The organism is Marinactinospora endophytica, assembly GCF_054780875.1.
Genome location: NZ_BAAGVM010000007.1, coordinates 90,308 through 112,300, shown reverse-complemented (window position 1 = coordinate 112,300; position 21,993 = coordinate 90,308). Strand labels below are relative to the sequence as shown.

Sequence of the window (21,993 nt, the reverse complement as noted above, 5' to 3'; positions counted from 1 at the left end):
CGGTGCCCACCGGTGGCCGCACCAGAGCGCGCGGCCACCGGAACGGCTCAGAAACCGGGCAGGCCCGGCATCCCACCGCCACCGAGTCCCTGCGCCAACGGCCCCATCTTCTGCTGCTGAAGCTCGTCGACGGCCCGCTCGGCGTCCCGGATGGCCGCGAGGACCAGATCCGCGACCGTCTGCGCGGTCTCGGCCGGGTCGTCGGCGTCGATCGCCTTGGGGTCGATCCTGATGTCCTCGACCTGCCCCCGGCCACTGACCGTCACCGTGACCAGGCCGCCGCCCGAGGTTCCCTCGACCTTGGACTCCTCCAGCTCCTGCTGGGCCGCCATGAGCTGCTGCTGCATCTGCTGGGCCTGCTGGAGCAGCGCCTGCATGTCCATTCCGCCGCCAGGGTTCACCGGCTCCTCCTTACACGCGATGTCCGTGCCTGCGAGCGTATCCGCTCTTGGCCGACACGGAACGCGCACGACGGCCACGATGACGCCACGTCACGCGGTGTGGTCGATCTCCTCGATGATCTTCCCCCCGAGCTCGCTCTCGATCAGTGAGAAACCCGACGGCGGAGGAGCGTCCTCGGCGTCCAGGTCGTTCTCGGGGTCGGGGATGTCGGGCTCCTCTGGCGGAGGCGGCCCCTGGTCGGCGGATGCCGGCCGGGACGGCGCCGCAGGGCGCACCGGCTCCTGCGGACCGGTCGGCGGACGCTGCGCGTCCGACCGGTCGGCGGAGGGGGGCGCGGGCCGCGCGTCCCAGCCGCCCGGCTCCGGCCGCGGGTCCGGCGCGGGAGCGGGGGCCGGGGCGGAGCGGGGCCGCTGCGGCGCGGCGCCGTTGAGCGGGACCGCCGTCACCCGCAGCTCGACACCGAGCACGTCCTTGATCGCGCCCTGCACCACCTGGTCGCTACCGCTGTTGGAGAAGCCCTTGGCGTCGTTGGGCCGCTCGAAACCGAGCTGGACGATGTTGCCCTCGACGCCCACGACCTGGACGTCGTTGCCGGTGAGGATCATCCAGGTGAAGCGGCGGCGGCGTTTGACCGCTTCGAGGATCTGCGGCCAGGAACCGCCGAGGACTCCCACGTCGATCGCGCCGGGCGCCGCCGGACGTTGCGGCACCGGGGCGGGCGCCGGCGGCTGCGCCGCGCGGTCGGGGACGGGACGGTCCCAGCCGCCCCCCGTGGGCGCGGCCGGTGGCCGGGACGTCTCGGGCGCCGGTTCGGGCGCGGCCGGTCGGGCTTCGACGGGCGTGGGGGGCGCGGGAGGAGGCGGCGCGGGGCGCTGCGGCTCGGATGCCACGGGCGCGGGCCGCTGCGCCGCAGCGGGGGCCGGAGCCGCGACCGGGCCGGCCGCCAGCCGCCGCTCCATCTGGTCCAGCCGGGCCGCCAGCGCCACCGGATCCCCGGCCCCCTCCGTTCCCGGCAGGAGGATCCGGGAGCACATCAGCTCCAGCAGCAGACGGGGCGACGTCGCGCCGCGCATCTCGGTCAGGCCCTTGTTCAGCACCTCGGCCGCGCGGGTCAGCTCGGCCGCGCCCAGCCGGGACGCCTGCTCGCGCATCTGCTCCACGGCGTCGGGGGAGACGTTGATCAGGCCCTTGTCCAGCGCGTCGGGCACGGCCGCGAGCACCACCAGGTCGCGGACGCGTTCCAGGAGGTCGGCCGTGAACCGGCGCGGGTCGTGCCCGCCCTCGACCATCCGGTCGATCAGCCCGAACACGGCGGCACCGTCGCGCGCGCCGAGCGCGTCGACCATCTCGCCGAGCAGTCCCGAATCGGTGTAGCCGAGCAGGGACACCGCGCCCTCACGGGTGATGCCGCGCTCGTCGGAACCGGCGAGGAGCTGGTCCAGGATCGACAGCGAGTCACGCGCCGACCCGGCACCGGCCCGCACCACCAGCGGCAACGCCGCCGGGTCGAAGGGCACCCCCTCCTCGGTGAGGATCTGCTCCATCAGCTCGCGCAGCGTACTGGGCGGGATCAGCCGGAACGGGTAGTGGTGGGTGCGCGAGCGGATGGTACCGATGACCTTCTCGGGCTCGGTCGTCGCGAACACGAACTTCAGGTGGGGCGGCGGCTCCTCGACGAGTTTGAGCAGCGCGTTGAAACCCTCGCGGGTCACCATGTGCGCCTCGTCGATGATGTAGACCTTGTAGCGCGAGTTCACCGGCGCGAAGAAGGCGCGTTCCCGCAGGTCGCGCGCGTCGTCCACACCACCGTGGGAGGCGGCGTCGATCTCGATGACGTCGATGCTGCCGCCGCCGTCGGGCGCCAGCGCCACGCACGACTCGCACACCCCGCACGGGTCGGGCGTGGGCCCCTTCTCACAGTTGAGGGAACGCGCGAGGATGCGCGCGCTCGACGTCTTGCCACACCCGCGCGGACCGCTGAACAGGTAGGCGTGGTTGATCCGGCCGTTGCTCAACGCCTGACGCAGCGGCTCGGTGACGTGCTCCTGCCCGCGCACCTCGCCGAACGTGGCCGGCCGGTACTTGCGATACAGCGCGATGCTCACGGCGCGCTCACTGCTCCCTCCGCGGACCGGCGTCCCGTGGGCGCGGATTCCCCGGTCGCCTCCACGTCACCCATTCAACCCCGTAACCGTGACAGCTCGGGCCGACTTCCGGCAGGGACCGTCACGGCGAGGCGGGAACGACGGTGCTCGGTGGCCCTGCGGCGCGGAGCCCGGCCCCGAAAACGAAAGGACCCCCCGCGCACCCGCCAGAGCTTACTTATCCTTGCTGCCTTCCGGCCCTGGGGAGGTTCATAAGATGACGCCGCACGAGGGGTCTGCCCCCAGTCTATAGGGATCGGGGAGTGCCACGCCAACCCGCGGCGCAGCGCGGCGTCCGGACGGACCGGAGATCTCCGGCGTCGCGCGTGACGGGGCCTCCCACGGCGGCTTCGGGGGCGCCCGCCCGAGACGGAGACGCCCCTTGTCCGATGGCGAGGGCGCCGTGGCCGGGGATCCGGAGACGTTCACCCGGTTCCGGGAACGCCACCGCGACGACGGCACACGGCGGATCGGCGACGTGGCCGTCGCGACCACGGCCGTCGCGCGGCGCGGTCCCGCGCGGCCTGGCCGAGCACCCCGAGAGGTGGACTGTGCGGCTGTCGACCGCGCGCGCTTCGAGGCGGTGAGCGAAGACACCGCCCACGGCGGCCCCCGCACCACCGGCTGATCTTCGACGCCGTCGCCGTCGTCCTCAGGCGCCACGTGGATCCGCCCGGACCGCCGGCCTGGAGTCCCGCCCCCGTCCAGCGCCCGCCGGGGCCGGCGCGGCGGGCCGGGTCACGCTCCCGGCCGGGTCCCCCGACGCCTTCCCCGCCAATGGATCCGGCCCGTCCGGAGCGCCCTTCCCCACGCTGTTCCGGGGAGTGCCCCGGGGTGCCCCACGAGCGTTCGCGGCACCCCTCGACGGCATGTAGAGTTGTCCACGGAGGATTCGCCTAGTGGCCTAGGGCGCACGCTTGGAAAGCGTGTTGGGGGCAACCCCTCACGAGTTCGAATCTCGTATCCTCCGCCGGCGGAAGGCCCGGAGCGTTCAACGCTCCGGGCCTTCGTCGTTCGCGGTCTCAGTTGACCTGTTGGAGGCTGGGATCACCCTCCTCTCCGAGCCGGTCGGCCATGGAGGCCCGACGACCAGCCCACGAGCGCCATGACGGCCCGATCGGACACCCACAGGATCAGGAGAACGATCGCGGCGGTGTGCCGGGCGTCGCGCAGACGGGAATCCCGCAATCCGACCTGTTGGAGGATCGCCTTCTCGCGGTAGTCGGTGTTCGGGTTCGGCCTCCCTGGTGGGCGAGGTGAAGACGTACTCCCGATGGCGTGGATCCGACCGCATACCCGATCGGCCGACACAGCGTCCTGTTCACTGAGCAGTTTCGGAGAAGTCTTCGTCCTGGTTGATCGCTAGTGTCGATGTCGTGTTCACCGCCATCACGCAATCGCAGATATACGTCCTCGACCAGGATGAGGCCGTCGACTTCTACGTCGGCAAGCTCGGCCTGGAGATCACCGCAGACGTCGACATGGGGTTCATGCGCTGGCTGACCGTCGGCGTACCGGGTCAACCCGATCGGCAGATCCTCCTGGAGAAGCCGGGCGCGCCGGCGATGTCGGAGGAGACGGCGGAGCAGGTGCGCGAGCTGATGACCAAGGGAGCCCTGGGCGGCTGGTTCATCCTCACCACGGACGACTGCCGCAAGACCTACGAGACGCTGCTCAAGAAGGGGGTGGAGTTCACCGAGGAACCCACCGAGCGTCCGTACGGGATCGACTGTGGTCTGCGCGACCCCTTCGGCAACCACATCCGCTTCACCCAGCCGAAGGCCTGAAGCGCTTCGACACCCACGAACGGTCACACCTCGGGCACGGCGTACAGCGCAGAAGTACAGCGACCGCAGCGGCTCGCGGCAGAGCACCGTCACATCTCCCGACCACCGGGAGACCCGCATGACCGGTGTCGAATCATCCGCATCGGACTACGGATCAGAAGGTCACGCGGCTCACGGGACGGCCCAGCCGTCGGCGCGGGGCCGGAACCGCAGTGCCGGTGCCGTCGCCCTGCTCGTCGCGGCGAACGCCGGGCTCCAGGGGCCCTGCTCCACCGTGACCACGATTTCGAACGCGTCGCGGCCACCACGGAGCACCCCCTCCAGTGGTACGGACCCCTGAGCGGACAGTGGACCGCCCTGCGGGGTCACCCGCGTACCGCTTGGAGGGGGTTCGCGACGCCTCCCCAAGTGCCGCCCGCGTCCCGTCCCGTCCCGGCCGGGACGGGACGATCAGGCGTCGCGGCCCCGGCCGCCGCGGTCGACCACGGGGGGCAGCACCGACCAGGGGAAGTTGATCCAGCGATCGGTGTGCTTCCAGACGTACTCGCACTTGACCAACGAACGCGGCTTCTCGTAGATGACCGCGCTGCGCACCTCGGCGACGTGCTCGGCGCAGAAGTCGTGGACGAGCTTGAGCGTCCTGCCGCTGTCGGCCACGTCGTCGGCGACGAGCACCTTCTTGCGGCTCAGGTCGACGGTATTGGGGACCGGGGGCAGCATGACCGGCATGTCGAGGGTCTGGCCGACGCCGGTGTAGAACTCGACGTTCATCACGTGCAGGTTTTTGACGTCGAGCGCGTACCCCAGCCCTCCCGCGACGAAGAGCCCGCCGCGCGCGATCGAGAGGATGATGTCGGGCTCGTACCCGTCATCGGCGATGCGGTGCGCCAGCTCCCGCACGGCGGTGCCGAAGAGCTCGTAGGTCAGGTTCTCGCGCTCGTCGCTCATTGCTTCCCTCTCGATCCGTGTCCGGCGTCCGGGCCGGCGGCGGCCTGCGGTGCCCACCGGCCGGACCGCCCTCCAGTATCGGGGGCGGCGCCCCGCCACGCCCCCTCCCCCTCCGGACACGCGCGGGCCGCGCCGGGAGGGTGTCCCGGCGCGGCCCGCGGTGGAGGGCGTCGCGCGCTCAGCCGCCCATCGCCCGGACGAGACTGCGCGGGCGCAGGTCGGTCCAGCGCTCCTCGATGTGGGCGAGCGCCGCCGGCCTGCTCCCCGCCGGCAGGTCGACCTCCCAGCCCGCGGGAACCTCCGCGAACTCCGGCCACAGGCAGTACTGCCCCTCCTCGTTCACCAGCACCAGGAAGACGCCCTCGGGGTCGTCGAACGGGTTGTCCACGTGTGTCTCCTCTCCTCGATTCAGATGCGCGCGGCCGGGCGGCCGGGCGCGGACCGCGACGCCCTCAGCGCGGCGTCGATCGCCCGGCCCACGCGCGCGGCCGGGCCGGTGTCGAGCAGGCGGTCGTGTTCGGCGTCCACCTCGACGCCTTCGACGCCGCCCGCCGCGTGGGGCAGCCACGCCTCGGCCGTGGGGTCCCCGGGGGCGCGCCCCCGGGCCGCGGTGACGTGCAGCAGCGCCCCGCCGAACCGGCCGGGCCGGAACCGGCCCGCGATGGTGCCGTGGCAGCGCACGACGTGCACCAGGTTGTCCAGGGTCGCCTCGTCCAGCCCGGCCAGCGGTCCGCCCGCCGCGCGGAAGACCTCCAGCAGCCGCGCGGGGGTGAGCCGATCGGCGCCGAGGGAGCGGGGGTCCACCGCCGCCCCCGAGTAGGCGAGCAGGTCGGCGAGGATGTCGTGGTCGTCGGGAACCCGTTCCAGCGGGGTGGGCGGGTAGCCGTCGAGCAGCGCGAGCACGCCGACCTCCCGGCCCTCGCGTTCGGCCTGGACCGCCATCTCGTGGGCGACCAGCGCCCCGAACGACCAGCCGACGAGGTGGATCGGCCCGTCCCCGTACATCCGGCGGACCCGCGCCAGGTAGCGCTCCGCCATCTCGGGGATCCCGGCGGGCGGGTCCGCCGGGGCGGCGATCCCCTCCGCCTGGAGGGCGAGCACCGGATGCGCGGCGTCGATGTGGCCGGCGAGGCGCACGTAGGGCCAGCCGACCCCCACACCGCCGTGGACGCACACGACCGGCGGCGCCGTCCCCCCGCTCCTGATGGGCAGGGCCGGGGCGTAGGCGCCGTCGGCGACACCGACCGGTCCCGCCGTGGCGGGGCGGGCGGGCGCGGCGTCGGCGCCGAGGTGGGGGCGGACCGCGTCGAGGGCGCGCATCCACTCCGCCGCGATCGCCCTCGCCCGCTCGGCGCCGACCAGGCGGGTGGCCCAGCGCAGTTCGGCCACGAGCCGCCGCCCTTCGGGACGCTCCTCGACCCTGGAGGAGACCTCCAGGACGTGTTCGAGCGGCGTCGCGGACGCGGTGTCGGCGTCGAAGGCCGCGCTGTCCTCGGTGACGGTCCAATCGCCCCGGCCCCCCGCGCCGAGACGGCCCAGGTGGTTGAAGCCGATCTGGGGCCTGGGCGCGTCGGCGAGGAGCGGCGCGGTGCGGGGGTTGAGGTGGCGCAGCAGCCCGAACCCGACCCCCGTCCCGGTGAGCTCGGCCCGGCGCCGGGCGACGCGCGCGGCGGCCCGGGCCAGGGCCGGGCCGTCCTGCGGCGCCGCGGCGGCGACCCGTACCGGGCGCTGGGTGGTGAACCAGCCGACGGTGCGCGAGACGTCCCCCGCGCCGGGGACGGCGTCGCGGCCGTGCCCCTCGACCTCGACGACCACGGCCCCGTCGGAGCCGCCGCCGGGCCGTCCGTGCGCGGCGACCGCGCCGGCCAGGGTGGCGAGCAGGACGTCCTCGACGCCCACGGCGGGGGCGACGGCCAGCCGCTCCAGCAGGTCGCGGGTCGCCTCGGGGGGAAGTTCCACGGTCAGGGAGGCGGAGGTGGCGCGGGTGTCATGCCGCGGATCCGGCCCCTCCGCGGCCGGCAGGACGCCGGCCGGCCCGCTCTCCCCCACCCACATCGGCAGTTCCGCCTCGACCTCGGGGGCCGTGGCCAACCGGTGGAGCTCCCGTGACCAGGCGCGGAAGGAGGTCCCCGGTTCGGGGAGCCGCGGCGCGTCCTCCCCGCGCGCCGCGGCCCGCCACGCCTCCTCCAGGTCCTCGACCAGGACGTGCCAGGAGACGGCGTCCACGGCCAGGTGGTGGACCATGAGGAGGAGCCGGCCCGGTTCGTCGGGGCCGTGGTCGAACCACACCGCGCGCACCATCGCGCCGCCGCGCGGGTCCAGTCCCGCGCGGATCCGGTGCGCGTGCGCCCCGATGGCGGACACGTCGCCGTCCGCGGCGCGCGCCCCCGCGGCGTCGACGCGCTCCAGCACGGGCCGCGGCGCCCCGTCCGGGCCGGGCACCTCCAGCGACCACGCCCCGTCCTCGGCGACGTCCAGACGCGCGCGCAGCATGGGGTGGTGGCGGACGAGGGCGTCCAGGGCCATGGCGAGGTCGGTCTCCCGCGCGCCGGCCGGAACCTGGACGACGACGGACTGGTTGACCTGCTCGATCGGCCCCCCGTCCGCGCGCAGCCGGTGCATGATCGGCGTCACCGCGACGGTGCCGGCGCCGTCGTCCCCGGCCGTCCCCGCGCGCGCCACGGTCAGCCGGCGGGCGAGCGCGCGGACCGTGCGGTGGGCGAAGACGTCGGCGGGGGCCAGCGCGAACCCGCGCCGGCGCAGCGCGCCGACGAGCTGGATGGACCGGATGCTGTCACCGCCCAGGGCGAAGAAGTCGGTGCCGACCCCGGGCACGGGGACCCCCAGGACCTCGGCGAACGCCGCGCACAGCGCCCGCTCCTCCCGGCCGCGCGGCGCCCGGTCCGCGACCGGACCGTCGGTGTCGTCGGGGTCGGGCAGGGCGGCGCGGTCGACCTTGCCGTTGGGGGTGAGGGGGAGCGCGTCGACGGTGACCAGGCGCGCGGGCAGCATGTGGGCGGGCAGCACCTCCGCGAGGGCGTCGCGAACGTGGTCGGGCTCCAGGTCGGTGACGACGTGGGCGACCAGGTGGGCGATCCCGCCGGCCGGGGAGCGCGCGGTGACCACCGCCGCGTGCACGCCGTCGATCCCGTGCAGGGCCGCCTCGACCTCGCCCGGTTCGATCCGGTGGCCGCGGATCTTCACCTGGTGGTCCCTGCGCTCCAGGAAGGTCAGCGTCCCGGTGGCGTCCATGACCACCCGGTCGCCGGTGCGGTACATGCGCGCGCCGGGCGGGCCGAACGGGTCGGCGAGGAAGACCCCCGCGGTGCGGGCCGGGTCGCCGACATAGCCACGACCGACGCCGAGGCCGCCGACGTACAGCTCGCCGGCCACCCCCGCCGGAACCGGGGCGAGGTCGTCGCCGAGGACGTAGAGGGCGGTCCCGCGGACCGCGCGGCCGATGGGGACGCGGACCGTGGACGGCGCCGGCGGCGTGTCGAGGACCGCGTGGGTGACGTCGTCGGAGCACTCGGTCGGACCGTAGGCGTTGACCAGGGGGATGTCGGGGAAGCGCGCCAACCAGCGTCGGCACAGGTCCGGCGGCAGGGCCTCGCCGGTGACCACGAGCCGGCGGATCCGTCCCAGGTCGGGCGGGGCGACCCCCGCGTCCCACAGGTCCAGTGTCGCGCGCAGCAGGGACGGCACCACTTCGAGGATCGTCGCGCCGTGCGCGCCGGCGCGGCCGAACAGGGCGCCGGGGTCGGCCGCGGTGGGACCGTCCACCGCGACGATCCGGCCGCCCGCGGCGAGGGGGGCCAGCGTCTGCCACACCGCGATGTCGAAGGACAGCGGGGCGTTGAGCACGACGGTGTCGTCCTCGCCGAGTCCGAGGTCGTCGAGCTTGGCCCGGAGGTGGTTGGCCATCCCGCCCCGGTGGACCATCGCCCCCTTGGGACGTCCGGTGGAGCCCGACGTGAAGATCACGTAGGCCAGGTCGTCGGGGCGTTCCGCGAGCGGGGCCGCGGAGGGGGGTTCGGCCGTCGCGCCGTCCGCCGGGACGGTGATCGCGACGGCGCCGGCCCGTTCGGCCAGCGCGTCGGCGTACCCCCGCTGTCCCGACCCGGCGAGCAGGATCCGCGCGTCGCAGTCGGCGAGCATCGCGGCGGCGCGGGCGGGCGGGGTCGTGGGCTCCACCGGGAGCCAGGCGGCCCCGGCGTCGAGGATCGCCAGCACCGCGGCCACGAACCCCGATCCCCGCTCGGCGCACACGGCGACGACGTCGCCCCGCGCGACCCCGAGGTCGAGGAGCCGGGCCCGCAGCGTGTCGGCGCGCGCGACCAGTCCCCCGTACCCCACGGCGGTGCCGTCGGGATCGACCACCGCCGGGCGTTGCGGGTCGCGTTCGGCGACGTCGCGGACGATCCCGCCCAGGGGACGGTGCGCGACGTCGGGCCGGCTCCCCCGTCCCAGGGCGAGGACCCGTTCCCGTTCGTCCCGGTCCAAGATCCCCACCCGTGACAGCGGCGTCTCGGGCGCGTCGAGCAGGGTCTCCAGCAGGTGGACCAGCCGCCGGGCGAGCAGCTCGACCGTGGGGTGGTCGAAGAGGTCGGCGGAGTACTCCACCGCCCCGTCCAGCCCGTCGGGCTCGCCCCGGGGTCCGGTCCGCTCGACCAGTTCGAAGGACAGGTCGAATTTGGCGGTGCGGGTCGTCACCGGAAGGGCCGTCAGCCGGGCGCCGGCCAGCTCGGGCGGCCCGCCCACATCAGGGTGGAGGGTGAGCATCACCTGGAAGAGGGGGTCGCCCGCGCGGGACCTGCCGGGGTCGACGTGCGCCGCGACCTTCTCGAACGGGCAGTCCTGGTGGGCGTGGGCGGCGAGGTCGGCGCGCCGGACGCGCTCCAGGAGGGTGGCCAGGTCGGGGTCGCCCTCCAGTCGCGTGCGCAGCACCAGCGTGTTGACGAACATGCCGACCACGTCCTGGACGGCCTCGTCCGTCCGCCCGGCGACGGGGACGCCGATGGGGATGTCGGTTCCGGCGCCGTGCTTGTGCAGGAGGACGGCCAGGGCCGCCCTGAGCACCATGAACGTGGTGCACGAACGCGAACGCGCGTACGCGGCGATCCTGCGATGCAGCCGCGCCGGGACCGTGAACCCGCACACCCCGCCCCGGCCGGACGGGCGCGCCGGCCGGGGGCGGTCGGCGGGCAGGTCGATGTGGGCGGGGAGGCCGGCGAGCTCCTCGGCCCAGTAGGCGAGCTGGCGTTGCAGCGTGGGCGTGGGATGCTCCCCGCCCAACAGGTCGCGCTGCCACAGGACGTGGTCGACGTAGCCGGGGCCGGGCTCGGGCGGGCGCGGGGACCGCCCCGCCCGGCGGGCCCGGTAGGCCTCGGCGAGGTCCGCGTGGACCCTGGCGAGGGCGTGCCCGTCCGCCGCGATGTGGTGGACGACGAGGAGCAGGACGTGCCGGTCGGGGGCCAGGCGCAACAGCCGGGCTCGCAGGAGCAGGCCCCGGGCGAGGTCGAAGGGCCGGGCGGCGGCCGCGTGAAGCGCCTCGTCCAGTTCCGGTTCGGCGACGTCGGCCGTCTCCAGGGTGATGTCCGTCTCCTCCATCGGGATGGTGACCTGGTGCGGCCCGTGGCCGTGGTCGTGGTGGGCGGTGCGCAGCTGCGGGTGGCGTTCGACCACGTCGCGCAGTGCCGCCTCCAGCGCCGCCGGGTCCAGCGGCCCCTCGACGAGGGCCGCCGAGGGCAGGTTGTAGGTGGCGCCGGGCCCGTGGAGCCGGTCGAGGAACCACAGCCGCGCCTGCGCGGGCGACAGGGGCGCCGGCCCCTCGTGGCCCCGGGGGACGACACGGGGGCGGTGGGCGGCGGGCGCGTCCAGGCGCGCGGCGAGCAGCCGGGGCGTGGGCGCGTCGAACACCGCGCGGACCGGCAGGTCGACGTCGAGCGCGGCGCGGACCCGGGCGGCCAGGCGCGTGGCCAGCAGCGAGTGGCCGCCGGAGGCGAAGAAGTCGTCGTCGGCGCCGATCCCGGGGCGGCCGAGGACGTCGGCGAACAGGCCGCGCAACAGCTCCACCCGCGGATCGTGGGCCGCGGCGGGGGCCGGCCGTGGGGTCTCGCCCCTCCGCCACGGATCGGGCAGGGCCGCGTGGTCGACCTTGCCGCTCGCGGTGAGGGGGAGGCGGTCGATCTCGGCGATCGCCGCGGGCACCATGTGGCGCGGCAGCGCAGCGGCGGCGTGGCGGGTCAGCTCGTCGGTGTCGACCGTCCGCCCCTCGGCCGCCACGACGTGCGCGACCAGGTGGTCGGCGGTGGCCGTGACCACCGCCCGGGACACGTCGGGGTGCCGGTTCAGCACGGCCTCCACCTCGCCCGGTTCGATCCGGAACCCGCGGATCTTGACCTGGCGGTCGGCGCGCCCCAGGTAGTCCAGGCGGCCGTCGGGGCGGCGGCGCACCAGGTCTCCCGTCCGGTACATGCGCCCGCCCGGTGGGCCGAACGGGTCGGCCACGAAACGTTCGGCGGTCAGCGCGGGGCGCGCCGCGTACCCGCGCGCCACCCCGGTCCCCGCCAGGTAGAGCTCGCCGGCGACCCCGTCGGGGACCGGCCGCAGCGCGGCGTCCAGGACGCGCACCCCGGTGCCCGAGACGGGGCGGCCGATGGGCGGCGGGCCCGAGCCGGGCGGTCCGAACTCGGCGACCGTCGCGTAGATGGACGCCTCGGTGGGGCCGTACCCGTTGAAGGCCCGCGCCCCAGCGGAGACGACCCTGTCGGCCAGGTCCGCCCCCACCGCCTCGCCGCCCATGAGGACGCGCACGCCGGCGACGCAGCCGGGGTCGTGCTCGGTCAGCGCGTGCCACAGGCTCGGGGTCGCCTGCACGATGGTGGCTCCGCTGTCGCGGATCGCGCGGCACAGCAGGGCCGCGTCGACGATCGTGTCGGGTTCGGCGACGACCACCTCGGCGCCGGCCAGCAGCGGGACGAGCAGTTCGACGTTGGCGATGTCGAAGCCGAAGGTGGTGACGGCCAGCAGGCGGTCGCCGGGGACCACGCCGAGCCGGTCGCGCATGTCGAGGAGCACGTTGAGCAGGCCCGCGTGGGACACGACGACCCCCTTGGGCCGCCCGGTGGACCCGGAGGTGTGCAGCACGTAGGCGGCGTTGTCGGGCAGGGCCGCGGCGGGGCGCGGCGCCCTCTCCTCCCGCGGCCCCGCGAGGGACGGCGCCACCGTGGGCGTGCCCTGCGGCAGCAGGGCACGGCCGAGCTCGTCGGTGGTGACCACGACGGCCGGCGGCGCGTCCGCCAGGACGGCGCGGACCCGCGCCGGCGGGTGGGCCGGGTCCAGGGGCAGGTAGGCGGCGCCGGTGGCGACGACGGCGAGGAGCGCGACGACCAGGTCGGTGGAGCGGGGCAGCAGGATGCCCACCGTCGTCTCGGGACCGGCACCGCGCGCGGCGAGCTCGCCGGCCAGGGCGGTGGCGCGTTCGCGCAGCTCCCGGTAGGTGAGGGTGTGCCCCGCGCAGGTGACGGCGGGCGCGGCGGGACGCAGCCGGGCCTGTTCGGCGAGCAGGCCCGCGAGCCCGGGGCCGGGGTCGGGCGCGGCCGGCCCCTCCCCGTCGGCGGCGAGCACCGCCCGGCGCCCCCGTGGCAGCGGGTCGATCCGGGCGATGGGGGTGTCGGCGACGGCGGGCAGGTCGGTGAGCAGCCGGGCGGTCGCCTCCGCGAGGTCGCGGGCCGGCCCGTCGGCGACGGCGTCGGGCAGGTGCGAGACCCGCAGGCGCAGGTCGTCGCCGGGGACGACGATCAGGGACAGCGGGTAGTGGGTGGCGTCGCGGACCGCGGCCGACACCAGTTCCAGTCCCCCGGGCAGATCCCGCCCCGCCCGGTCGAGCGGGTAGTTCTCGACCACCACGACGGTGTCGAAGAGCTCCCCCGACCCGACCTCGCGTTGGATGTCGGCCAGGCCGACGTGCAGGTGCGGCAGCAGGTCGGCGGCGCGGTCGTGCAGTCCGGCGAGCAGCTCGGCGGGGGTGCGGCCGGGCCGCGGGCGCGCGCGGACCGGGACCGTGTTGATGAACAGGCCGACCATCGTCTCCACCCCGGGCAGGTCCTCGGGCCGCCCCGAGACCGTGGTGCCGAACACCACGTCGTCGCGTCCGGTCCAGGCGCCGAGCACGATCGCCCACGCACCCTGGACGATCGTGCCGAGGGTCAGTCCGCGCTGCCGGGCGAACGCGGCGAGGCCGCGGGTGGCCTCCCGCCCCAGGCTCACCTCGACGTCGCTGGGCAGCGCCGCGGGGCCGGTGGCGCGCTGCGGGGCGATCCTGGTGGGCTCGGCCGGCCCCGCGAGGTCGGCGCGCCACGCCGCGAGCGCGGCCGGCCGGTCCCGGCCGGCCAGCCGGCGCAGGTACTCGCGGTAGGGCGGGGGCGGTCCGGCCACGTCCGCCCCCGCGTACAGCGCGACGAGGTCGCCCAGCAGGGGGGCCATGGACCAGCCGTCCAGCAGGATGTGGTGGCAGGTGAGCACGATGTGGGCGGAGTCGGGGGTCTCCCGGATGAGGGAGAGCCGCATCAGGGGCGGGCGGGCCATGTCGAAGCGTTCGAGGCGGTCGGCGTCGACGATCCGCTCCACCTCGGCGGCGCGCCGCTCCTCGGGCAGGTCGCCGAGGTCGTGCTCACGCCACGGCATGCGCACCGCGGTGGGCAGCAACTGCACCGGACGTCCGTCCCCGCGGAACCGGAAGGCCGCGCGCAGGTTGGCGTGGCGGGCCAGCAGGGCGTCGCCGGCCGCCCGCAGGGCGCGCGCGTCCACCGCGCCCCGCACCCGCAGCAGCATCTGCACGTTGTAGACGTCGAGGTCGCCGGTGTCGTAGCCGGCGAGGAACAGCAGCCCCTCTTGGAGCGGCGTGAGCGGGAGCACGTCGCTCAACGACGAGCGTGTCACCGGGATACCTCCTGGTCGGCGAAGTCGTCCAGCAACTCGTCCTCGAACGAGTCGATGTCTTCCTGGGTGATCTCGGGGATCGCCCCGGTATCGCGCGGGGCCTCGGCCAGCTCGGCGAGGACGCCCTCCCACGTCCGGACGATCCCGTCGGCGTCGGTGTCGGAGACGACCGCCGGGTCCCACCGCCACAGCGCGGTCAGGCGCGGCCCGTCCGCGTGCTCCTCGACCAGCACGTCGAGTGACAACGGGTGCGGGATCGGCATGTCCGGGTCGGCGAAGGCGTCGTCGGGCAGTTCCCCGAGAAGAGGGGTCCAGGGCTCCCCCGACCGTCCGGGCAGGCGGCCCAGGTGGTTGAAGGCGATCTGGGGGGCCGGGGCGCCGGCGAGCCCGGGCGCGTGGTCGGGGTGCAGGTGGCGCAGTACCCCGTAGCCGATGCCGTGCTCGGGGACCGACGCCAGGATCTCCTCGTTGCGCGCCCGCGCCACCCCGCCGGCGCCGCCCTCCAACAGCACCGGGTGCAGCGTGGTGAACCAGCCGACCGTCCGCCCCGGGTCCAGCCCGGATCCGGGGAGGGGGCGGCGCCCGTGCCCCTCGACGTCGACCGCCACCCGGCGCGGGACGGGGCCGCCCCGTTCGCGCGCCCACGCGGTCATCGTCAGGGCGAGCGCGCCCAGCAGGACGTCGCCGAGCCCGCCCCCGCGGCCGGCCGCCGCCCCGTCGAGCAGGACGGAGGTCAGGTCGGCAGGGGTCTGCGTGCGCCGGCGATGCGCGTCGGCCATCCTCGTGGCGCCGGGCGGCGCGGGGAAGAACGGCTCGATCCCCGCGGCCACCTCCTCCCAGTAGGCCGCCTCTCCCCGGTGGCGGTCCAGCGCCGCGGTGCCGGACTGGTGGAGCGCCCAACGGCGCAGCGACGTGGGCACCGGCGCGAGGTCGGGCGCGCGCCCGGCGGCGACCGCCTCCCAGGCCGCCGCGAGGTCGGGCAGCAGGATCCGCCAGGAGACGCCGTCGACCGCCAGGTGGTGGACCACGAGCAGGAGACGCCCGCGACGCGGTTCGGGGGCGGCCAGCCAGACCGCCTGCACGAGCCCGCCCTCCTCGGGGGACAGCCGCGCGCGGGCCCGCGCCGCCTCGGCCTCCTGGGCCGCCCGCGCGGCCTCGCGCGGCTGGGGCAGTTCGGTCCGGCGCAGCAGGTCGCCGGCGCGGACCGTCCCGGGTTCGGCGATCTCCATCCGCCATTCGCCGTCGCACACCAGGCGGGCCCGCAGCGCGTCGTGGTGGTCCAGGACCGCCTGGAGCGCCGCGGTCAGCTCGGCCTCCCCGATTCCTCGCGGCAGGTCGACCAGCACCGACTGGTTGAAGCCGCTCGTGCGACCGCCCAGTCCGCGCAGCCAGTGCCCGATGGGGGTGAGGGGGAAGGCGCCCACGCCCTCGGGGTCGTGTTCGCGCGCGGTGACGGGGACGCACGCGGCGGCCACCGCCTCCAACGTGCGGTGCCGGAACAGGTCCTGGACGCTCAGCTCGTGCCCCGCCTCGCGCAGCCGCCCGGCCACCTGGATGGCGAGAATGCTGTCACCGCCCAACGCGAAGAAGTCGTCCTGTGGGGCCGCCCGCACCCCGAGGACCTCCTCGCAGACGCGGACGAGGGCGCGTTCGGCCGGGGTCGCGGCCCCACGGCCCCGCCCCGACTCGACGAGCGGCTCGGGCAGGGCCGCGGTGTCGAGTTTCCCGTTGGGCAGGACAGGCAGGGCGGCCAGCTCCACGACCGCCGAGGGGACCATGTGGTCGGGAAGCCGCCGGGCCAGGCGCGTCCGCACCGCGGCCGTATCAAGGGGGGCGCCGTCGGCGGGGACCGCGTAGGCGACGAGGCGGCGGACGCCGGGACGGTCCTCGCGGACCCGGACGGCCGCCTGCCCCACCTCGGGCAGGGCGGTCAGGGCGGACTCGACCTCGCCCGGCTCGATCCGGAACCCGCGCAGCTTCACCTGCGCGTCCGAACGGCCGAGGTGGTGGAGCCGGCCCCGACCGTCCCAGCGGGCGAGGTCCCCCGAACGGTACATCCGGGATCCCGCGGGCCCGAAGGGGTCGGCGACGAACCGTTCCGCGGTGCCCGCCGGGGCCCGCAGGTATCCTCGGGCGACCCCGTCGCCGCCGATGTAGATCTCGCCGACCTCTCCCGGGGCGACCGGGCGCAGGTAGCGGTCCAGGACGTAGACCCTGGCCCGGGCCAGCGGCCGGCCGATGGGCGGCGTCCCCTCCCCCGGGTCGAGGGGGTCGCTCATGGAGGCGCACACCGTCGCCTCGGTCGGGCCGTAGGCGTTGATCATCCGCCGTCCGCCGGCCCACCTGCGCACCAGTCCGGCGGCGCAGGACTCTCCCGCGACCACCAGGGTCATGTCCCCGGGAAGGTCCACCCCGTCGGGGAGCGCGGCGAGGACGGTGGGGGGCAGGCAGAGCATGCCGACACGTTCGCGCCGCAGGAAGGCGGCCAGTTCCGCGCCCCCCGCGCGCTCCCCGGGGGAGGGCACGACCAGCGTCGCCCCCGACAGCAACGTCAGGACCGTCTCCCAGGCGGCGGCGTCGAAGCTCAGCGCGGCGAACTGGGCGACGCCGACCCCCTCGGCGAGGCCGAGGCGTTCGATCTGGTCCCGGGCCAGGGCGGTGACACCGTGGTGCGGGACCACGACCCCCTTGGGCCGTCCGGTGGAACCGGAGGTGTAGATGACGTAGGCGGGGTGGTCCGGGTGCAGCGGCGCGGCGCGCTCGGCGTCGGTGACGGGACGCTCGTCCAGCGCGTCCACCAGCGCGGCGGTGCCCGGATCGTCCAGGCGCACGACGTGCACGCCGGTGGGGACCTGCCCGGCCCCGGCGGCGTCGGTGATGACGGCGACCGGGCGCGCGTCCTCCACCATGTGGGCGACGCGCTCGCGCGGGTAGTCGGGGTCCACGGGCAGGTAGGCCGCGCCCGCCTTGAGCACGGCGAGTTGCGCGACGACGACGTCGGCCGAGCGGGGCAGCAGGGTCGCCACGACGTCCTCGGGACCGACACCGGACCCGATCAGGTGGCGCGCCAGCCGGTTGGCCCGGCGGTCGAGCCGCGCGTAGTCCAGCTCCGTCCGCGCGTCGCGCAGCGCCGGCGCGTGCGGCGACGCCGCGACCCGCTGTTCGAACGCCGCGGGCAGGGTGAGGGACGGCTCCCGCCCCCATGTCCCGTTCCACTCCTCGACCACCGTGTGGCGGAGGGAGGCGTCGAGCAGCTCGAACCGGGACACGCGCGCGCTCGGATCGGCGACCGCGGCGTCGATGACCCGCAGCAGCCGGTCGGCCATCCCCTCGACCGTGGCGCGGTCGAACACGTCGCGGTCGTACTCGACGGCGAGGTCGACGCCTTCGGCGGCCCCGTCGCGGCCGTGCCGCTCGGTGAACTCGAAGGCGAGGTCGAACTTGGCCGCTCCGGTGGGGGCCCGGACCGGTTCCACGCCGATCCCGGGCAGCTCCAGCCGCCCGGTCTCGTTGTTGTGCACCACCAGCATGACCTGGAAGAGCTCGCGCTCCCGGGTGCCGTGCTCGGCGGTGACGGCGTCGACCACCCAGTCGTAGGGGACGTCCTGGTGGGCGTAGGCGTCCAGGTCGGTCGCGCGCAGCCGGTCCAGCAGTTCGGTGAAGGAGGGGTCGCCGTGGACGTCGCCGCGCAGGACGAGGGTGTTGACGAAGAAGCCGACGAGCCCTTCGAGCGCGGCGTCGGAGCGTCCGGCGACCGGTGTGCCCACCTGGACGTCGGTGCCGGCGCCGCCGCGGTGCAGCAGCACGGTCAGGGCCGCGTGCACCACCATGAAGGGGGTCGTCCCGGTGCTCCTGGCCAGCGCGACGATCCCGCGGTGGGTGGCGGCGGGGACCTCGCGCTCCACCGTCGCGCCCCTGCGGGTGGCCGTCGCCGGCCGCGGCCGGTCGCCGCGGATCCGGTCCGGCGTGGGCGACAGGGTCCGTTTCCAGTAGGCGAGCCGGTCCGCGGCCAACGGCCCGGGCTCGCGGGCGCCGCCCAGGGCCTCCTCCTGCCACAGGGCGTAGTCGGCGTAGTGGAGGGGAGGCTCGGGCCAGTCCGGCGCGGCACCGGACAACCGGGCGGTGTAGGCGTCGGACAGGTCGCGGGTGAGCGGGACGAGCGACCAGCCGTCGGCCGCGATGTGGTGGGCGACGCACACCAGGACGTGTTCCCGGGCTCCCAGGCGGAACAGCTCCATCCGCAGCGGGGCCTCGCGTTCCAGGTCGAAGGGGCGCGACGCCACCTCGGCGAGCCGGCCGTCCACCTCACCGGGGGCGACCTCGTGGACCGCCAGCCGCACCCCGGCCTCCCGGGGCCCCAGCACCCGTTGCCAGGGCACGCCCGCGGTGTCGGGGTAGACGGTGCGCAGGATCTCGTGGCGCGCCACGACGTCCTCCAGCGCGGCCGCCAGGGCGGCGATGTCCAGCGGGCCCGTGAGCCGCACCGCGTAGGGAAGGTTGTAGGCGGCGTCGGGGCCGTGCATCCGGTGCAGCGCCCACAGCCGGCGCTGGGCCGCCGACAGGGGGACGCGCGCGGGACGGGGCCGCCGGCGCGGCTCCGGCAGCGCGGGCTCCCCCTCCCCCAGCCGGGGGGCCAGGCGGGCGACGGTGGGCGCCTCGAAGACGGTGCGGACCCGGATGCGTACGCCCATGGCCTGCTGGATGCGCGCGCACAGCCGAACGGCCGACAGCGAGTGGCCGCCCAGTTCGAAGAACCCGTCGTCGATACCGACCGGGGGCAGGCCGAGCACCTCGCCGAACAGCGCGCACAGGCGGGCCTCCACGGCGTCGCGGGGCCCGCGCGTCGCCGTGGGGGCCCGGTCTGCGGCGGTGGGCGCGGGCAGCGCCTTGCGGTCCACCTTGCCGTTGGGGGTGAGGGGCAGCCGCTCGTGGCGCACCACGGTCGAGGGGATCATGTGCGCGGGCAGCAGCCGCGCCAGCCCGTCGTCGAGGTCCGCGGTGGCGATGGCCCCGGTGACGTGGGCGACGAGCGTGTACCTGCCCGGCTCCTCCTCATGCGCGACGACGGCGGCGTCGCCGACTCCCGGCAACGCGCGCAGCGCCGCCTCGACCTCACCGAGCTCCACGCGCTGGCCGCGCACCTTCACCTGGTCGTCGCGCCGGCCCAGGAAGTCCAGCCGCCCGTCCCCGCGCCGGCGGACCCGGTCGCCGGTGCGGTACATGCGCGTCCCGGGCGGGCCGAACGGGTCGGCGACGAAGGTCTGCGCGGTGCGTCCCGGCGCGCCGACATAGCCGAGGCCGACCCCGGCCCCGGCGACGTAGAGCTCCCCCTCCACCTGGGGCGGCAGCGGTCTGAGGTTGGCGTCGAGGACGTAGAGCCGGGTGTTGCGCACCGGGGAGCCGATGGGGACGCCCTCGGCGAGCCCGTCGTCCCAGCGGGGGATCACCTCGTGGGTGACGTCGTCGGAGCACTCGGTGGGACCGTAGGCGTTGACCACCGGGACGCCGGGGAACCGCTCCGTCCAGCGGCGGACCAGGTCGGGGGGCAGCCGTTCCCCCGTCACCAGGAGCACCCGCAGCGCCCCCGGGTCGGGACGGTCCAGCCCCGCGTCCCAGGCGTCGAGGGCGGCCCGGAGGAAGGACGGCACGACCTCGACCACCGTGGCGCGCCGCCGACCGGCGACGCCGAACAGCTCACCCGGGTCCGCCGCGGTCGCCCGGTCCACGGCGACGACCGTGCCGCCCACGGCCAGCGGCGCGAGGATCTGCCAGACGCTGACGTCGAAGGTCAGCGGCGCGTTGTGGACGACCACGTCGGCGGAGGTGAGCCCGAGGTCCTCGATCTTGGCGAGGAGGTGGTTGTGCATCCCCGGACGGTGCACGATCACCCCCTTGGGCCGGCCGGTGGAGCCCGAGGTGAACATGACGTAGGCGGGCAGGCCCGCCACCGGCCGGGGGCGCCGGTCGGTCCACGCGGCGGGGCCGTCGTGGCGTCCCCGGCGCGCGTCGACCTGCGCCACCGGCACCGCGGCCGCCGCGGCCAGGTCCGCCGCCGCTTCGGCGTGGTCGGCCGTGGTGAGCAGGAGCGCGGCGGCGGCGTCGGCCAGCGCCGCGGCGTTGCGCCCCACCGGCGCGTCCGGATCCAGCGGCAGCCACCAGGCCCCCGCGTCCACGACGCCCAGCAGGGCGGCGGTGTAGTCCGCGCCCGGTCCCATCAGCAGGGCGACCGTCCTGCCCCGGGCGCCCCTGGCCTCCACCAGGTCACGGACGCGGGCCAGCGCGCCGGCGAGCGCGCCGTAGCCGACGGGTCCGGCCGGGTCGACGACCGCGGTCGCGTCCGGGCGTTCCCGTGCCGTCCGGCGGAGCAGGTCGGGCAGGTGTGCCAGCCCGCCCTCTCCCGTCACGGGCCCTTCGGGGCCCCGCAGCACGTGGTCGCGTTCCGCCGGGTGCAGGACCGACAGCCGGGCGAGCGTCGTCCCGGCCCCGCTCAGCTGCCCGAGCAGGTGGGCCAGCCGGTCGGCGTGGGCGCCGGCCTCGGCCCGCTCGTACAGCAGGGGGTTGGCGTCCACGTGCAGGGCCACCCCGCCGTCGTCGAGGTCCTCGAACAGGAACTGCACGTCCTCCACCGGCCCGGTGGACAGGTTGCGGACGACGGCCCGCGCGGCGCCGAACCGCATCGGCTCGCCGGGCGGCAGGACGTTGACCGTGGGGCCGAACGGCCGGATGTCGTCTCCGGGGACACCGATGTCGCGCCGGACGCGTTCGCCCCGGTAGAGCTGGTGGCGCAGGCTCGCGCGGACCTCTGCCGCGACGTGCCGCACCAGGTCGTCGCGCGCCATCGACGGGCGGATCCGCAACGGCAGGGGGAGGAAGTTGGCCCGCATCCCCGGGATCGCGCGGGCGTCACGGCCGCTGCGCCCGGTCACCGGCAACGTCAACAGGATGTCGCGCAGCCCGGTCACGCGCTGGGTGTAGACCCCGGCGGCCGCGATCGCCAGGACCGACCAGCTGGTCCGGGCCGCGCGGGCGACCTCGCGCAGGCGTCCGGCGGTGTCCGGGTCGATCCTGCGGGTGTGCCGGTGGGCCCGGGCCGAGGCGACCGGTTCGGCGGAGCCCCCCTCGCCGGAGAATCCGGTGAGCTCCGGGGGGTGCGGGAAACGCGCGGTCCAGAACTCCCGGTCGGTGTCGATGCGGCCGGAGGCGCGGTAGGCGAGCTCGTCCTCGACCAGGAGCCGCAGCGGCGGAAGCGCCGGCCCCGGGTCGGCGTCCGCGTCGCCGAGGGCGTCGTGGAGCGCGGTGATGCGCGCGTAGAAGAGGGTCCGCGCGTAACCGTCCATGACGGCGTGGTGGGCGCGCATGAACAGCCGGTGGTTGCGCGCGTCCAGCCGGAGCAGGGCGAAGTCGAAGAGGGGGCCGTCCGTGAGGTCGAAGGGCCGGTCCAGGCGCGCGCGCGTCCAGTGGTCGGCCTCCCCCGCCGGGTCGGCCGCCCCGGCGAGGTCGAGGAGCGGCAGCTCCCAGTCGGCGGGCAGGTCGACGACGGCCTGCACGATCTCGCCGGCCTCCTCGCGGAACCGGACCCGCATGGTCTCGCACTCCCGCAGGGCGGCGGCCACCGCGGCGCGCAGCCGTCCGACGTCGAGGTCTCCACGGATGTCGATGTGGTCGGCGATGGTCCAGGCGGGACTGCGCGGGTCCGCCTGCTGCGCCCGCAACATCTCCACCTGGGCGGCGGCGACCGGGAGCGTCGTGTCGGTGAGGGCGTGCATGTG

The 21,993-nt window shown here is 75.8% G+C and carries 9 protein-coding genes, 1 tRNA gene and 1 other RNA gene; 3 read left to right on the top strand and 8 right to left on the bottom strand.

From position 1 onward, the window contains the following. Nucleotides 1-47: 47 nt before the first annotated feature. The 3 genes from ACYVHU_RS14875 to ffs all read right to left on the bottom strand — a co-directional run bounded on the left by ACYVHU_RS14875 (nt 48) and on the right by ffs (nt 2,786). A complete protein-coding gene (locus tag ACYVHU_RS14875) occupies nt 48-383 on the bottom strand; it encodes a YbaB/EbfC family nucleoid-associated protein (RefSeq protein WP_078761964.1) in 336 nt (111 codons plus the stop codon). Nucleotides 384-491: 108 nt separating this feature from the next. After that, nucleotides 492-2,507, bottom strand: a complete 2,016-nt coding sequence (locus ACYVHU_RS14870; protein WP_078761965.1) for a DNA polymerase III subunit gamma and tau — start codon at nt 2,505-2,507, stop codon at nt 492-494. A 183-nt stretch (nt 2,508-2,690) separates the two neighbouring features. Then, an RNA gene (ffs, locus tag ACYVHU_RS14865) (signal recognition particle sRNA small type) lies at nt 2,691-2,786 on the bottom strand. 142 nt (nt 2,787-2,928) lie between these two features. Here ffs and ACYVHU_RS14860 point away from each other — a divergent pair. The 3 genes from ACYVHU_RS14860 to ACYVHU_RS14850 all read left to right on the top strand — a co-directional run bounded on the left by ACYVHU_RS14860 (nt 2,929) and on the right by ACYVHU_RS14850 (nt 4,333). Continuing rightward, nucleotides 2,929-3,174, top strand: a complete 246-nt coding sequence (locus tag ACYVHU_RS14860) for a hypothetical protein (RefSeq protein WP_078761966.1) — start codon at nt 2,929-2,931, stop codon at nt 3,172-3,174. A gap of 257 nt (nt 3,175-3,431) precedes the next feature. Further along, nucleotides 3,432-3,516: transfer RNA gene (locus tag ACYVHU_RS14855), tRNA-Ser, on the top strand. Between the two features lie 406 nt (nt 3,517-3,922). Next, nucleotides 3,923-4,333 (top strand): VOC family protein, encoded by a 411-nt coding sequence (locus ACYVHU_RS14850; RefSeq protein ID WP_498948789.1) that lies wholly within the window; start codon nt 3,923-3,925, stop codon nt 4,331-4,333. A gap of 171 nt (nt 4,334-4,504) precedes the next feature. On the opposite strand, the gene ACYVHU_RS14845 is transcribed toward ACYVHU_RS14850, so the two are convergent. The 5 genes from ACYVHU_RS14845 to ACYVHU_RS14825 all read right to left on the bottom strand — a co-directional run bounded on the left by ACYVHU_RS14845 (nt 4,505) and on the right by ACYVHU_RS14825 (nt 21,990). After that, nucleotides 4,505-4,702, bottom strand: a complete 198-nt coding sequence (locus tag ACYVHU_RS14845; RefSeq protein WP_144390107.1) for a hypothetical protein — start codon at nt 4,700-4,702, stop codon at nt 4,505-4,507. Nucleotides 4,703-4,783: 81 nt separating this feature from the next. Beyond that, nucleotides 4,784-5,281, bottom strand: coding sequence for a phosphoribosyltransferase (locus tag ACYVHU_RS14840; protein WP_078761969.1), 498 nt, complete (start codon nt 5,279-5,281; stop codon nt 4,784-4,786). A 178-nt stretch (nt 5,282-5,459) separates the two neighbouring features. Further along, nucleotides 5,460-5,669 (bottom strand): MbtH family protein, encoded by a 210-nt coding sequence (locus ACYVHU_RS14835; protein WP_078761970.1) that lies wholly within the window; start codon nt 5,667-5,669, stop codon nt 5,460-5,462. 20 nt (nt 5,670-5,689) lie between these two features. Beyond that, nucleotides 5,690-14,224: a non-ribosomal peptide synthetase gene (locus ACYVHU_RS14830; protein ID WP_498948787.1), complete on the bottom strand. Its 8,535-nt coding sequence runs from the start codon at nt 14,222-14,224 to the stop codon at nt 5,690-5,692. Then, the gene (locus ACYVHU_RS14825; RefSeq protein ID WP_498948785.1) at nt 14,221-21,990 is read right to left on the bottom strand and encodes an amino acid adenylation domain-containing protein; all 7,770 of its coding nucleotides are present in this window, start codon (nt 21,988-21,990) and stop codon (nt 14,221-14,223) included. The genes ACYVHU_RS14830 and ACYVHU_RS14825 overlap by 4 nt, the downstream gene beginning before the upstream one ends. Nucleotides 21,991-21,993 lie beyond the last annotated feature (3 nt).